Source organism: Pedobacter superstes (genome assembly GCF_037622515.1).
Lineage (GTDB): Bacteria > Bacteroidota > Bacteroidia > Sphingobacteriales > Sphingobacteriaceae > Paradesertivirga > Paradesertivirga superstes.
In genome coordinates, this window is the sequence record NZ_JBBJCN010000003.1 from 570,833 (window position 1) to 585,393 (window position 14,561).

General features: G+C 37.8%; 13 protein-coding genes and 2 tRNA genes. 7 read left to right on the top strand and 8 right to left on the bottom strand.

From position 1 onward, the window contains the following. Positions 1–66: 66 nt before the first annotated feature. Positions 67–1,320 (bottom strand): beta-ketoacyl-ACP synthase II, encoded by a 1,254-nt coding sequence (gene fabF / locus WG906_RS11290; RefSeq protein WP_339992705.1) that lies wholly within the window; start codon positions 1,318–1,320, stop codon positions 67–69. 19 nt (positions 1,321–1,339) lie between these two features. After that, entirely contained in the window at positions 1,340–1,576 is a 237-nt protein-coding gene (locus WG906_RS11295) for an acyl carrier protein (protein WP_008508386.1), read from the bottom strand. A 149-nt stretch (positions 1,577–1,725) separates the two neighbouring features. Between WG906_RS11295 and WG906_RS11300 the strand changes: the two genes are divergently transcribed. The 3 genes from WG906_RS11300 to WG906_RS11310 all read left to right on the top strand — a co-directional run bounded on the left by WG906_RS11300 (position 1,726) and on the right by WG906_RS11310 (position 7,295). Then, positions 1,726–2,139: an IPExxxVDY family protein gene (locus tag WG906_RS11300; RefSeq protein ID WP_339992722.1), complete on the top strand. Its 414-nt coding sequence runs from the start codon at positions 1,726–1,728 to the stop codon at positions 2,137–2,139. A 53-nt stretch (positions 2,140–2,192) separates the two neighbouring features. Next, positions 2,193–3,623: a pyruvate kinase gene (gene pyk / locus WG906_RS11305; protein ID WP_339992724.1), complete on the top strand. Its 1,431-nt coding sequence runs from the start codon at positions 2,193–2,195 to the stop codon at positions 3,621–3,623. A 366-nt stretch (positions 3,624–3,989) separates the two neighbouring features. Continuing rightward, complete coding sequence (locus tag WG906_RS11310; RefSeq protein WP_339992725.1) at positions 3,990–7,295, top strand: vitamin B12-dependent ribonucleotide reductase; 3,306 nt, start codon at positions 3,990–3,992, stop codon at positions 7,293–7,295. 123 nt (positions 7,296–7,418) lie between these two features. Here the strand turns inward: WG906_RS11310 and WG906_RS11315 are convergent, their stop codons facing one another. Then, on the bottom strand, positions 7,419–7,718 hold the full coding sequence (locus WG906_RS11315; protein ID WP_339992726.1) for a hypothetical protein: 300 nt from the start codon (positions 7,716–7,718) through the stop codon (positions 7,419–7,421). 159 nt (positions 7,719–7,877) lie between these two features. Between WG906_RS11315 and WG906_RS11320 the strand changes: the two genes are divergently transcribed. After that, positions 7,878–8,063, top strand: a complete 186-nt coding sequence (locus WG906_RS11320) for a hypothetical protein (protein WP_339992727.1) — start codon at positions 7,878–7,880, stop codon at positions 8,061–8,063. A 180-nt stretch (positions 8,064–8,243) separates the two neighbouring features. On the opposite strand, the gene WG906_RS11325 is transcribed toward WG906_RS11320, so the two are convergent. The 3 genes from WG906_RS11325 to WG906_RS11335 all read right to left on the bottom strand — a co-directional run bounded on the left by WG906_RS11325 (position 8,244) and on the right by WG906_RS11335 (position 10,670). Beyond that, a complete protein-coding gene (locus tag WG906_RS11325) occupies positions 8,244–8,774 on the bottom strand; it encodes a C40 family peptidase (RefSeq protein WP_339992728.1) in 531 nt (176 codons plus the stop codon). A gap of 301 nt (positions 8,775–9,075) precedes the next feature. Continuing rightward, positions 9,076–9,921, bottom strand: a complete 846-nt coding sequence (locus WG906_RS11330; RefSeq protein WP_339992729.1) for a transglutaminase-like domain-containing protein — start codon at positions 9,919–9,921, stop codon at positions 9,076–9,078. Next, positions 9,918–10,670 (bottom strand): proteasome-type protease, encoded by a 753-nt coding sequence (locus WG906_RS11335; protein ID WP_339992730.1) that lies wholly within the window; start codon positions 10,668–10,670, stop codon positions 9,918–9,920. The genes WG906_RS11330 and WG906_RS11335 overlap by 4 nt, the downstream gene beginning before the upstream one ends. 578 nt (positions 10,671–11,248) lie before the next feature. Here WG906_RS11335 and WG906_RS11340 point away from each other — a divergent pair. Together WG906_RS11340 and WG906_RS11345 are read left to right on the top strand one after the other, a co-directional pair. Further along, positions 11,249–12,235 (top strand): pyruvate dehydrogenase complex E1 component subunit beta, encoded by a 987-nt coding sequence (locus WG906_RS11340; RefSeq protein WP_339992732.1) that lies wholly within the window; start codon positions 11,249–11,251, stop codon positions 12,233–12,235. An 87-nt stretch (positions 12,236–12,322) separates the two neighbouring features. After that, entirely contained in the window at positions 12,323–13,159 is an 837-nt protein-coding gene (locus WG906_RS11345; RefSeq protein WP_339992733.1) for a hypothetical protein, read from the top strand. 61 nt (positions 13,160–13,220) lie between these two features. On the opposite strand, the gene WG906_RS11350 is transcribed toward WG906_RS11345, so the two are convergent. Continuing rightward, a complete protein-coding gene (locus WG906_RS11350) occupies positions 13,221–13,697 on the bottom strand; it encodes an Lrp/AsnC ligand binding domain-containing protein (protein ID WP_339992734.1) in 477 nt (158 codons plus the stop codon). A gap of 142 nt (positions 13,698–13,839) precedes the next feature. Between WG906_RS11350 and WG906_RS11355 the strand changes: the two genes are divergently transcribed. After that, positions 13,840–13,949 (top strand) — tRNA-Asp (locus WG906_RS11355). A 530-nt stretch (positions 13,950–14,479) separates the two neighbouring features. Here WG906_RS11355 and WG906_RS11360 read toward each other — a convergent pair. Continuing rightward, positions 14,480–14,553: transfer RNA gene (locus WG906_RS11360), tRNA-Asp, on the bottom strand. Positions 14,554–14,561: the final 8 nt, after the last annotated feature.

The window sequence follows — 14,561 nt, forward strand, 5'->3', positions numbered from 1 at the left end:
TTAATAAATATATTAACTTTTAGATATAAAATAGCAGTGCATTATTAAATTACACTGCTATTTATATTATGCTTCATATTTCTTGAAGATAACTGATGCATTATGTCCACCAAAACCGAATGTATTACTTTGTGCAGCTCTGACAACACGTTTCTGAGCAACATTAAAGGTTAAATTCAAACTAGGATCTATTTCAGGATCATCAGTAAAATGATTTATTGTAGGAGGGATAATGTCATTCTGAATTGCAAGAATACAAGCAATACTCTCAATTGCACCCGCAGCGCCTAATAAATGGCCGGTCATTGATTTAGTAGAGCTGATATTCAGCTTGTATGCATTTTCGCCGAACAAATCGATAATTGCTCTGGATTCGCTAATGTCGCCTAAAGGTGTAGAAGTACCATGAACATTGATGTAATCAATATCCGAAGTAGTTAAACCTGCATCATGCAAGGCATTAGTCATTACTAAACGGGCACCCAAACCTTCCGGATGAGGAGCTGTAATATGGTTAGCATCAGCGCTCATACCTCCGCCGATTAACTCAGCGTAAATCTTTGCACCTCTGGCTTTCGCATGTTCAAGTTCTTCCAGAATAATTGTTCCGGCGCCTTCACCTGCTACAAATCCGTCCCTGTCTTTATCAAACGGTCGGGACGCAGTAGTGGGGTCATCGTTTCGGGTAGAAAGGGCATGCATAGCATTAAAGCCACCCATTCCGGCCTCGTTAATAATTGCTTCAGAGCCACCGGAAATAATTACATTGGCCATTCCCAGCCTGATGTAATTAAAAGAATCTATCAATGCGTTTGTTGACGACGCACAGGCAGAAACGGTAGAAAAATTTGGTCCTCTAAGACCATACTTAATTGAAATATGACCCGGAGCAATATCCAGTATCATTTTCGGGATAAAGAAAGGGTTAAAACGCGGAGTGCCATCGCCTTTTGCGAAATTAACCACTTCATCTAAAAACGTTTTTAATCCTCCAATACCTGATCCCCAAATTACTCCAATACGATTGGTGTCTAACTCGCTGAATTTTAAACCCGAATCTTTTACAGCTTCATCTGTAGCTGCAAGTGCGTAATGCACGAACGGATCTAATTTTCTGGCTTCCTTTCGATCTAAAAAATCTTCGGGATTAAAGTTTTTAACCTCACAGGCAAACTTAGTCTTAAAGTTTGTAGTATCATATTTAGTAATTGGAGCGGCTCCGCTTACTCCATTAATCAATCCGTTCCAGTATTCTGAAACCGTATTTCCTATGGGAGTAAGCGCACCCAATCCTGTAACTACAACTCTTTTTAGCTCCATGTATACTGAGGCAGCGAGATTACTTTACGTTTTTTTCTAAGTATGCGATAGCCTGACCTACTGTACCAATAGTTTCAGCCTGGTCATCAGGAATAGCAACGTTGAACTCTTTTTCGAACTCCATGATTAATTCCACGGTGTCTAAAGAGTCGGCACCAAGATCGTTAGTAAAAGATGCTTCAGGCGTCACTTCGCTTTCATCCACACCTAGTTTTTCTACGATAATTGCTTTTACTCTTGAAGCGATATCAGACATAGTTTTTATATTTTAATGGTTAAATAATTCTGTGCAAAGAAAAATAAATTCTAATTAATATCAAACCTTTTTGTTTTTGCTTAAAAACTGGCCTGATAGTCCTTAATTCAAAGAAACTTAGTAATTTCGTTTTTTTTTAAGATTTAAAATTGAATCGACTTACTCTAAAATACGAACTAGACCTTGATTTTGTTTTAATCGCAATCACTTCGCAGTTGAAAGATTATATGCTTTGTTTTAAACTGAACAAGCAACTCAATATAAATTTCCACAAGATAGATGAACTTATAATCGAAAACAATTCTGGGGGCTTATTTTTTTCCAGATATCTTTATCAGACTCCCGAAACCGAGACGGATTTCTATTTATTGGCAAATAAAGGCGATTATGGCTATTTAATTCCGGAAATGAAGACTGTTGATTACTTTATTATTATCCGCAATTATATTAGTCAGGATGAAGCAGAGCAACTAATCGACGGTATAAACAGGTTACCAGAAGTACTTGCCGCAATAGAAGTTGATCCAAGAAGGTTGAAATCTAAAGAAAATCTGATATTTTAGCGCAAAATTAATTAGTGTATAAAATACACCACCTAAAAAATAACCCATTAACGATGAAACAGGTACATAAAAGGACCAAAATTGTTGCCACGCTTGGCCCGGCATCATCTAACAAAGAAGTTTTGCTTAGTATGATCAAAGCCGGAGTAGATGTTTGCCGATTAAATTTTTCTCATGGAAATCAGGCGGATCACCAGGCGACAATTGACACAATACGCGAAATAAATAAACAATATAAAACTCATATCGGAATTCTGGCTGATTTACAAGGCCCTAAAATCCGTATAGGAATGGTGCAGGATGGTGGTATTCACCTGATCAATGGAAGTAAAATCGAAATTACCACTAACGAACTTCTGGGAAATGACAAACAGATTTACATCACATATCAAAGCTTCCCAAGAGATGTAAGAGCTGGTGAAATTATTCTGTTAGATGATGGTAAAATCCAGATGCGGGTTATTGATACCAATAATAAAGATACCGTTACCTGCGAGATTGTTCATGGAGGAATTCTAACCTCCCGTAAAGGTGTGAATCTTCCAAATACAAAAATTTCTATCCCTAGTTTAACTGAGGAAGATTTAAGTAACCTTGAATTTGCTTTGGAAAATGATGTCGAATGGATAGGATTATCTTTTGTTCGTACTGCTGACGATATTATAGAGTTAAAAAGAATCATCACCCGTAGCGGAAAAACAGCACGTGTTATTGCCAAAGTTGAGAAGCCTGAGGCGATCGACAATATCGATGCGATTATTTCTGTAACCGACGGTGTTATGGTTGCTCGTGGAGATCTGGGAGTAGAAATGCCTATGGAACAGGTTCCTGTTTTACAAAAAATGATTGCTCGCAAATGCCGTGAAGCATCAAAACCTGTAATTGTTGCCACTCAGATGCTTGAGAGTATGATCACTACTCCCCGCCCTACAAGAGCGGAAGTAAATGACGTTGCGAACTCTGTTCTTGACGGCGCTGATGCTGTAATGCTTAGTGGTGAGACTTCGGTTGGAGAATTTCCGGTTATTGTAATTGAAACCATGAGTAAAATCATCAAGAATATTGAGGATGTTGCTTATCCGTACCAAACACCTAAAAAACTGAACCCTAGTTCGCCTACATATATTGCTGATGCTGTTTGCGGATCAGCTGTTTATCTTGCCGAAAAAACCAATGCGGTTGGTTTAGTATCTATGACTTCTTCAGGTTATACTGCCTTTGAAATATCAAGCCACAGACCGAAAGCAGAAACTTTTATTTTTACAAGTAACAGAACACTGTTAAATACATTGAGTCTGCTTTGGGGAGTAACGGGTTTTTATTATGACAAGTTTGAAACTACAGACAAATCGATAAGTGATGTAAACCGGATTCTGAAAGATGAAAGAATGGTTACAACCGGCCAGGTTGTTATTAATACTGCCGCAATGCCTATTGAGAAAAAAGGCAAAACGAATATGATCAAAGTAACGGTAATAGACTAAGATAAAATCTGTTTATTCAAAATCCTGGTAAGTAATCTTATCAGGATTTTTTTTTTTGAAAAACAACACAAAACCTATTTTCAGACACTGATAAAGCGCTTTAATTTAAAAAGTCATCGTACATTAATCTTTTCTCAGACAGGAAACTTATTGTCAAAAAAAGCGTTAAAAATTTAAGTTTTCCACATATTAAATACCTACAAATCATGGATTTACCTGCAATAAAATATAACAGGCACAGGTCCGCCAACATACTGTGGAAAAGTCAAATTCAGTTGAGTATTAGATAAAGATAAATTTGATAAAAAACTCTTTATAGTTTTTTATCGAGGAAATAGTTCAATACCAACAACATAATTTACAGAGATGGGTAAAAACAATGCAACCAAAAAGGGAACTGGCAAAGGCTTACAGTTTCAGCGCTACTTCAGCAAGGAAGGCGTGAATGTTTATGATTTATTTCAATATGAGAAACGTTCGTCAGTTATACGAAATCCTGCAGGAGATGCAGTGTTCGAAATGAACGATGTTGAAGTACCCGGATCATGGAGCCAGGTTGCTACTGATATTCTTGCTCAAAAATATTTCCGTAAAGCAGGTGTTCCTCAGCCCGACGGAAGTACAGGCTCTGAAAAAAGCGTTAAACAAGTTGCCCATCGTATGGCTCATTGCTGGAAAAGTTGGGGAGAACGCTATGGATACTTCGCATCTGAAAAAGATGCCGGTATTTTTTATGATGAATTGGTATATACCATTGTTGGTCAGCTTGCGGCACCAAATTCTCCACAATGGTTCAACACTGGCTTGCATAGCTCTTACGGCATCACAGGAAAGCCTCAGGGACATTATTTTGTTGATCCGGACACAGAAGTATTGAGTAAGTCTACTTCAGCTTATGAGCGCCCTCAGCCTCATGCTTGCTTTATTTTATCAGTTAATGATGATCTGGTAAACGAAGGCGGTATCATGGATCTTTGGGTTCGTGAAGCACGTATCTTTAAATATGGCTCAGGTGTAGGTACAAACTTCTCTGCTATTCGCGGAGAAAATGAAAAATTATCTGGCGGAGGTTATTCTTCAGGACTAATGTCTTTCCTGAAAATTGGTGACCGTGCCGCGGGAGCAATTAAATCTGGTGGCACCACCCGTCGCGCAGCTAAAATGGTTTGTTTAGACCTGGAGCACCCTGAAATTGAAGGATTTGTTAACTGGAAAGTAGAAGAAGAGCGTAAAGTTGCAGCTTTAATCGCCGCAGGATACTCTTCGGATTATGAAGGCGAAGCTTATCGTACCGTGGCCGGACAAAACTCTAATAACTCGGTCCGTATTCCTAACACTTTCTTTAAAGCGCTTGAAAGCGGAAAGAACTGGGATCTGATTGGCCGCACTAACGGAAAAGTTGTAAAATCAATTTCTTCAGAAAAATTATGGCAGGATATCGCATTTGCCGCATGGGCTTGTGCCGATCCCGGCGTTCAATTCGATACTACAATCAACGAATGGCATACCTGCCCTGAAGGTGGACGCATTAATGCATCAAATCCATGTTCAGAGTATATGTTTTTAGATAACACAGCTTGTAACCTCGCCTCTATCAACCTTGCGCATTTCTTTAATCCTGATACATTAATATTTGATGTTAAAGGCTTTGAACATGCTTGCCGTGTATGGACTGTAGTTTTAGAGATCTCTGTTTTGATGGCTCAGTTCCCATCAAAAGAAGTGGCTCAATTATCATACGATTACCGTACACTAGGTTTAGGATTTGCTAACCTTGGCTCAATGTTAATGGTTGCAGGTATTCCTTACGATAGTGAGAAAGCCCGGGCGATAGGAGGATCAATCTCAGCCATCATGACTGGTACTGCTTATGCTACTTCGGCGGAAATGGCCAAAGAACTTGGCACTTTCAAACGTTACGAAGACAATAAACAACATATGCTTCGCGTAATGCGCAATCATCGATATGCAGCTTATAATGCAACAGATGCTTATGAAGGGCTGGAGATTGCGCCTCCCGGAATTGACCAAAAATATTGTCCTGATTATTTACTTTCTGCTGCGTGTAACTCTTGGGATAAAGCAGTTGAATTAGGAGAAAAATACGGTTATCGTAATGCTCAAACTACTGTAATTGCTCCAACCGGAACCATTGGTCTGGTGATGGACTGTGATACTACCGGTATTGAGCCTGATTTTGCATTAGTGAAATTCAAAAAACTTTCCGGCGGTGGTTATTTCAAAATCATTAACCAGGGAGTACCGGCAGCATTGCGCAATCAGGGATATAAAGAGCATGAAATTGAAACAATTGTAAATTATGCTAAAGGAGCTGCAACCTTAAAAGGTGCACCTCACATTAATTTTGATAGTCTAGCAGCCAAGGGATTCACTCAGGATGAACTGGAAAAAATTGATAAATCACTTCTTGCAGCCTTTGAAATTGGATTTGTATTTAATCAATGGTCATTAGGTGAAGATTGTTTAAAACGTTTAGGTTTTAAACCCGAGCAGTACAATTCTCCTGATTTTAACATGTTACGTGCAATGGGCTTCAACCGTCAGCAAATTGCTGAAGCAAATGAGTTTATTTGCGGAACAATGACTATTGAAGGAGCTCCTTATTTAAAAGAAGAGCATTATGCAATCTTTGATTGTGCGAACAAATGCGGATCCAAAGGTCAGCGTTATATCCATGCAACCGGGCACATTAAAATGATGGCTGCTGCTCAACCATTCTTATCAGGAGCCATATCAAAAACTATTAATCTTCCAAACGAAGCAACGGTTGAAGAAATTAAAGATTGTTACGCATTATCCTGGAAATTAGGACTGAAAGCAAACGCACTTTATCGTGATGGTTGCAAATTATCTCAGCCTCTTTCAACAAAATCTTCAGATTCAAAAGAAGACAAGCTGGATACTGTTGAAGAAGTTCTTGGTGAAGCAGCTAACGTTAAGTTAAGTGATCTTACAGCTGATCAGGTTCTCGAAGCAGCCAGAGCAATATTAGAAAAATCAACTGATACCAAATTTAAACGCCAGCTGTCATCAGTAGTTGAGCGTAAAAATTTACCTTCCAAACGTGGTGGTTTCACTCAGAAGGCAGCAGTTGGCGGTCAAACGGTATTTGTTCGTACAGGAGAATATGAAGACGGCACATTAGGAGAGATCTTTGTGGATATGCACAAAGAAGGTGCTACTTTCCGTTCGCTGATGAACTGTTTTGCTATCGCGATTTCTGTAGGCTTACAATATGGAGTTCCGCTTGAAGAGTTTGTAGATAAGTTCACCTTCACTCGTTTCGAGCCATCTGGCATGGTTTCAGGACACGATAATATCAAAAGCTCAACTTCAATTATTGATTATATCTTCAGGTTATTAGGCTATGAATATCTTAATCGCACAGATCTTGTTCATGTACTAACCGAGCAAAATGCTGTTTTAGGAAATCCCCAGATGGAGGATACAGATACAAATGCACAGGAAAATAATTATTCTGAAGTAACATCGGATAAAGTATCTGGAGATAAAGTATTAAAACCTGTCTTTGACATTTCAGGTGGAGGGCAGTCTGACGCTCCGGCATGTGGTAATTGCGGACACATTATGGTTCGTTCAGGAACCTGTTATAAGTGTCTTAATTGCGGAACGCAAGGAGGTTGTTCTTAAAAACAACCTTTAAAAATTAGCAATAAAAAACCCTTGTCATCTCTGACAAGGGTTTTTATTTTGATCAAAATTCACCACCAATAATCTTTAAGTGGACTTCTAAACTGTTTGTCTGTTACCCAATTATGATTTAGTAACGCTATCAATAGCTTCCTGCTCTTTCAATCCTTCAATATTATTATTCTTCTCAAAATTATCTTTCACTTCCGCGAAGTTCTCAAGAATCTGAGTAATATTATCAATTATTTCAGCAGCGCTGGTATGAATATCAGGAAGAGTTGCTTCTAACTTTTTATTATTCAATTCCATATTATCCACTTCTATCTTTCCAATCTTCTGCAAAACTGCTGTTTGGCTGTTTTTAAGATCTACCAGTTCCCTGGATATTTTTTCCATCAATTCGAATTTTGCAAGTGTGTTCATATTAATAATATTTTTCCAGAAGAGTTCAATTATCCTGCCACAATGATTGCAGTTCTAATAGAATACAATAATGAGGGTTTTACAGAATATTAAAATTTCTAAATCATTACAAGAACTCAATTGTTAAATGCTTCTAAGTTTACCGTAAAATCAGAAATCATGACATACAAATTTTTAGTATTATTGCTAGCCTCAGGGATAGGTTTAGCAAGTTGCTCTTCCAGCAAACAAACGACTACAGTAACAGATTCTTCTGCTATAAATGGAACCGATACAATGGGAACCACCGATACATCTGGCACACGTACAGGTGATACTACCAGGACTGATACTATTAAGCAATAATCCAGGGAAAGCAGAATTATTTTGTCTCACAGAACCTACACAATAAAAGGAGCTATGAGGATAGCCCCTTTTATTGTTTTTGACTATACAGTTTGCATTAATGTGTTGATCTAGAAATCATTACATAAAAAAAACCGGCTCAAGGGAACCGGTTTCATTTTTATTTGACAAGACTAAATATTATAATTTATCTCTTAAAGATTCCAGTAAACGTCCTCCTTTATAATAATAACGTCTCCAGTACGGCTCGTTTAAATTGCTTATCATTACACCCCTGCTGCTGGAAGCATGTGCAAACTTATTATCACCAAGATAGACCCCTACATGAGAAATGGCACTGCTATTAATTTTGAAAAACACCAGATCCCCTTCTTTCAGCTCTTCCTTATTAACAGGATTTACCATACTGAAGATATTCCTCGAATTGTTTCCAATTACTGTATTAAATACTTTATCGTATAACTGATAAGCAAATCCGGAGCAGTCAATCCCACGTTCGGAAGTACCGCCCAAGCGATAAGGAGTTCCTAACCAATCGTAAACAAATTGATAAAGCTTTACGTTAGATGTAGCAGAAACCGCAACACCCATAATTTGCGAGAAATATTCCTTAGCAAGATTGTCCGGATCGGCAGTCGTTTTTTTGGTTTGCGCCTGGGTTGACACAGACATCAACAGAACTAGAATTCCTACTATAAATTTTTTACCCATTTTAAATCGTTTATCAGTTAAACAACAAGACTTATAAACGCCCTCTTACATTAAAATACAATGCCGAGCATTACAAAACTAACCATTTAAATTTCCCGCGCAAGCGTTTTGTATTCTTTTAACAACTTTTACACGCTTTTCGTATAGAAGACTATACAAAAAAGTTTAAACAAGTAATTCTAATGACTAAATACGAACGTGCCAATATTTAGGTTACAATAAAAAAAATTAAAATTTTACATTGACAATGAGGAAGATACGGGTGGAAAACAAAATGCTCTCTTTAAAAGAACTATACTTTTTATAAATAGTTTAATCCCTTTAATTCAGAAGAATTGTAAAAGTATGGCTCGAAGCCTTCATCCAAACAGGAAGAACTTACATCAATGGCACCGAAATTAACATTGCCAAAAATACTTGCAATTGCAGTGTCAGCCGCATCACGACCTGTGGCAATTTTTACTAATCCATTTAAAGGAGCAATCCTGGTTGCGTCGAATATAATCCATTTGCCTCCCAGGAAAGCTTCAAAACATGCATGAAAATCTGGGGGATCAAGTTGGTAGGAGTAACCGGTAAAGTAACGTGCGGGGATAGTTAAGGCTCTGCAGAGTGCAATGCCAAGATGTGCAAAATCCCTGCAAACCCCAGCCTGCTCTGTAACTGTATCGTAAGCGGATGTCTGAGAGTTTGTAGAGCCGCTTAGATATTCCACATTTCTATGGATCCATTCAGTTAGAGCAAGTACCTTTTCGTAAGCATTACTGATGTCACCAAATTTGTTGTTGGCGAGACGGTACAGCTTATCCGACTGGCAGTATCTGCTTGGGTTAAGGTAAGGTAAAATATATGGTTCTAATTGAGATATTGGCACATCTGTTAAAAGTTCATAATCAATGAACTCGTATGATGTATTCACAACAGCACTATAATTAATTACCAGATCACAAGGTTGAGGTATTTCTATACGAAAAAAGCGGCTTTCTCCATGCCCGGAAACAAGCTCTACAGCTTTATTATAGGGAGCAGTTGAGAACTTCTCTTCAAGTACTGTTTGATGAGGCGAACGAAGCGCATGAATATTCAATATTAAAGTACAATCAGAAAAAACATGATACTCCATTTTACTGGCTACTTTAAATCTCATAAGGGCCTAACTGAGTCTACATTTTTAACCGGTAATTTATTAAACGCTGCATCCATCCATTCTTCAGGTATGTTCACCAAAGCATTTTTTAGCTCTTCAGCCCACTGACTCGAGATCTGCTGTAAATCTTTTTCTTCATACCGATGCTCAATCATGCCATAAGTATCCGTTTTATAAAGAACCACATCGATTGGAAAGTCTACATCATTTGCACTTGCCCGTGTAGAGTCAAATGACAAAAAACCAGTTTTCAAAGCCAGCTTCATACTGGAATTACTGTCTAAGGTTCTCTGTAGAATAGGTTTCCCATTTCCACTGTTACCAATGATAACAAATGGCGCCCCCTGATCTAACTCTACCCAATTGCCTTCCGGATATAACAAAAACAGCTTATGCTCCTCATCATCCTTGAGCTGCCCTCCAATTATTGTATTTAAATTAAACTTAAATCCAGACTTTTCAAGGTATGCACGGTCCTCCTCAGCTACTCTTCTTACTTGCTCTCCAAACGCGTTAACAGCTTTATATAGTTTGTTATGCTCAACCCCTTCTTCAACCAGTTCACGAAAATATAAAACCGCCTTATCTCTTACAGAACGCAAACCACTGGTCATAATAAAAAGCGAATAGTTATCTTTTTGCTCAATCAATATTTTCTTTTTGATTGTAGTATCAGTTCCTGAAGTTATCCGGGTATCGGCAATTGCAACCAAACCCTCCTTAACTTTTATCGCTAAACAATATGTCATAATTAAAGCCCTATTAAAGCAAGCAAGGTAACTAATAAAAAAACAGTTTTTAATTTGTATCTAAAAACGTCACAAATAATCCGACTGAAAAACAGTTCCCGTTTAAATAGATTGTTATTTCTAAAGGCTTATAGCCCTTATACCATATCATGGGATTAAATTTACTTTTTTTCTCAAAAAAATGAAACCTTAGTATCGGGAAGCCGTAAAGAGTGACATGAAAAACTTGGACATAAAAGAGAACATCAGTTCAATTAATCAATCTTCTAATTTTCTTTCAAAGAGTCTTACCATTTCAGCTTTGGTTGTTGGTAATTTATTCGTTTGTATTGTTTTTTTATTATTATATCTAGTTATAAGCTAAACCGCAAGTACACTAGTTAGTTTCTATCCTCTGCAAACCCCCTTGACAGACGTCTAAGTCTGCCATATCAAATATTCTTTATTGCCTTCAAATGGGTTCAATATTGAACAAAAACCTAAAATCTTCTAAATTTATCCCAATAAGCTCCTTAAAGCAGGATTAATTTTCAAACTTTAAGATTATATTTGCCAGCAAATTCATTTTTTATACACTAATGAGAGAAATACAGTTCAGAGAAGCCCTTCGTGAGGCATTAAACGAAGAAATGCGCAAAGATGAAAAAATCTTTTTGATGGGTGAAGAAGTTGCTGAATATAATGGCGCTTACAAAGTCAGTCAGGGGATGCTTGAAGAATTTGGTGCAAAACGTGTAATTGACACTCCTATTGCCGAGCTCGGTTTCGCTGGTATTGGTGCAGGGGCTGCCATGAATGGTTTAAAACCGATAATCGAGTTCATGACCTTCAACTTTTCTCTGGTAGCAATAGACCAGGTGATTAACGGTGCTGCTAAAGTACTTTCTATGAGTGGCGGTCAATTTGGTTGCCCTATAGTTTTTCGCGGCCCTACAGGTAATGCAGGTCAATTAGGTGCTCAACATTCACAAAATTTTGAAAACTGGTATGCTAATACTCCCGGCTTAAAAGTGGTGGTTCCTTCCACTCCATACGAAGCAAAAGGATTATTAAAACAATCTATCATAGATCCGGATCCGGTTATTTTCATGGAATCTGAGGTAATGTATGGCGATAAAGGCCCGGTGCCAGAAGAAGAATATTACATTGAGCTTGGAAAAGCACATATTGTAAAAGAAGGAACTGATGTTACCATAGTTACTTTTGGTAAAATGCTTTCACGAGTGGTTAATCCTGCAATAGAAGAATTAACCAAAGAAGGCATTAATGCAGAAGTGATCGATTTGCGTACTGTGCGTCCTATTGATTATGACACTATCATAAATTCCGTTAAAAAGACTAACAGGTTAGTCATTGTTGAGGAAGCATGGCCCCTGGGTTCTATTGCAACTGAAATAACCTTTAAAGTACAAAAAGACGCCTTTGACTATTTGGATGCACCAGTAATTCGTGTAGTATCAGCTGATGTTCCCCTCCCTTATGCTCCAACGTTAATTAAAGAGGCTTTACCAAACGCTGAACGAGTTGTAAGCGCGGTAAAGAATGTCTTATACGCAAAAAAATAGTATTCTGACAATACGCCCTGATCCGATCATATGAAATATTTTAGCTGTTTAATATTCTTCTGCACCTTTATAATTTCTTTTGATGCATTGTCTCAAGACAAGATTTATAAAAAAGGCGGAGAAATAATAGAAGCAAAAATTTCAGAGGTCGGAACTGGAGAAATTAAATACAAAATATTTAAGGATATAGAAGGGCCTGTTTATACAATTGAAAAAGACAGGATAATCAAAGTCGTTTATCAAAGCGGCCGGACAGAAGTTTATCAAACAGGTCTGAAGGATCCTGAACTTTATGCGGATCAGGATAAACGCGCTTTAAAAATTAATTTTTTGTCTCCGCTTCGGGGTTATACTCAATTTAACTACGAAAAAAATTTGCGGCCCGGAAGAAGCTATGAGGCTTCTTTAGGTATTATAGGATTAGGAAAAAGACAGCAATTGTTTGATTATACTGCAGACTTCACTACTTCCGGAAAAACTATTTACCGGGAGCAGGCCGGAGCATTTATAGGAGGTGGTTATAAATTCAGTAAAATGCCTGATTATATTTCTGGCAAAGACCGTTACAGCCATGTAATGCAGGGTTCGTATGTAAAGCCTGAATTACTTTTCGGTGTTTACGGGCAAAACTTTGAAAAGCCGCAATCAAATGGAACAGGTACAACGATTGAAAAGAGCACTGTTGTATTCACGGCCTTAATCATAAATCTTGGAAAACAATGGGTTTTAGGCGACAAACTATTGCTTGACGTTTATGGAGGGTTGGGTTATGCGCTGGATAATCTAAAACGAATCCATTATTCAAACGAAGGCACTGATTATTATGAAGATTATGCTGGTGATCACTTCGGAGTGATTACAGCGGGAAGCAATAGTGGTATAGGTTTTACTGGAGGCCTGAAAATTGGTATCCTATTGAAATAAATTCAGTTTCCAGTTTTAAAATAACAAAGGTCAATCGTAAAGATTGACCTTTGTTATTATCTTAGGTTTCCAGACTGATCTGGCGTTTGATGCTCTCTTCCAGTGAAATAAATGTTTCTGTTCGCTGAATACCATCTACAGCTTGAATGCTGTCGTTTAATACTTCTCTTAAATGATTCGTATCACGACAAATAATTTTTGCAAACATACTGTAAGCTCCGGTACAATAATGAAGTTCAACAATTTCCTTAACTTTTTTTAGCTTTTCGACAGCATCCTTATAAATAGAGCCTTTCTCGAGATAAATCCCGAGGAAAGCGCATACGTCATAACCAATCTTCTGAGCATCAATTAACAGGTTGGAACCTTTGATGATACCCAAATCTTGCATCTTCTTCATTCTGACATGAATAGTACCACCAGAAACTATCAAACGCTTTGCAATCTCGGTATAAGGAATAGTTGCGTCTTCCATAAGCAGTGCCAGAATCTGCATATCCAGATTATCAATTTCTAAATTTGGGCTTCTTTTTTCCATTGAAATTTTAAAAGATATTAATTATGCATCTAAGTAAATAAAAACTTAACAAAAATTAAAATATTTTGTTGGAATATTTGCAACAAATATGCATTTTCTTTTAAATTTGTATCAAGCAATCAAAAACTAATTGCTAAAACACTGTAGGGTGGTGAAACAGGCAGACACACCTCCTTGTCTCGGTGGCGGAGATTCTGGGAAAGCCTTAAAGGGTTCAACCACTCCTTGAAGGTTCGATTCCTTCCCCTACAGCTTCTTTTCGTTTAAATTTAGGTTTATAATTGGTTAGTTAAAGCTCCTGCCCCCTCAGGAGCTTTGTATTTTGGCCAAAAATCTGTTAGCTTTAAAATGGATCAAAATCAAAAGTTGTGGAAAAGAGAAAAACTATCCTCAGAATCCAGGGTCGGGTAAGTAAAGAATCCCTATTCCGTTTTGTTGTAATCCGGGATTGTGCCGACAGTTTTTATCAAACGGCGCTGATCTAACGGCTGACCTCGAAAGCTGTTACAATATAGACCGGAAACATGCAGGACAATGAATCCATAGATACAGCTAAAGATTGGTTCATCTGCAAAATCATAACAATCGGAAGTACTCACGTCTCTCTATTGAATCTTTCAATGCTAATATCGAAGCCTTAAGGGGGCGTAGTAGTGATTAGTAGGAAATTGTTATTTTTTGCTCGTTAGGATGCCAATTTGTAGGCTGATCCCTTAAAGGCCGCATAAGTGAACGCATTAAATGCAAAAAGCTCCTCAGATTATCTCTGAAGAGCTTTTTTGCGGTCTGGACGGGACTCGAACCCGCGACCCCATGCGTGACAGGCATGTATTCTAACCAGCTGAACTACCAAACCATCCCTTT

Bases quoted from the DNA above. Each gene is read 5' to 3' on its own strand.
- pyk (WP_339992724.1), top strand. From the start codon at position 2,193: ATGAAACAGGTACATAAAAGGACCAAAATTGTTGCCACGCTTGGCCCG.
- WG906_RS11325 (WP_339992728.1), bottom strand. From the start codon at position 8,774: ATGGGTAAAAAATTTATAGTAGGAATTCTAGTTCTGTTGATGTCTGTG.
- WG906_RS11335 (WP_339992730.1), bottom strand. From the start codon at position 10,670: ATGACATATTGTTTAGCGATAAAAGTTAAGGAGGGTTTGGTTGCAATT.
- WG906_RS11295 (WP_008508386.1), bottom strand. From the start codon at position 1,576: ATGTCTGATATCGCTTCAAGAGTAAAAGCAATTATCGTAGAAAAACTA.
- WG906_RS11340 (WP_339992732.1), top strand. From the start codon at position 11,249: ATGAGAGAAATACAGTTCAGAGAAGCCCTTCGTGAGGCATTAAACGAA.
- WG906_RS11320 (WP_339992727.1), top strand. From the start codon at position 7,878: ATGACATACAAATTTTTAGTATTATTGCTAGCCTCAGGGATAGGTTTA.
- WG906_RS11310 (WP_339992725.1), top strand. From the start codon at position 3,990: ATGGGTAAAAACAATGCAACCAAAAAGGGAACTGGCAAAGGCTTACAG.
- fabF (WP_339992705.1), bottom strand. From the start codon at position 1,320: ATGGAGCTAAAAAGAGTTGTAGTTACAGGATTGGGTGCGCTTACTCCC.
- WG906_RS11350 (WP_339992734.1), bottom strand. From the start codon at position 13,697: ATGGAAAAAAGAAGCCCAAATTTAGAAATTGATAATCTGGATATGCAG.
- WG906_RS11330 (WP_339992729.1), bottom strand. From the start codon at position 9,921: ATGAGATTTAAAGTAGCCAGTAAAATGGAGTATCATGTTTTTTCTGAT.
- WG906_RS11315 (WP_339992726.1), bottom strand. From the start codon at position 7,718: ATGAACACACTTGCAAAATTCGAATTGATGGAAAAAATATCCAGGGAA.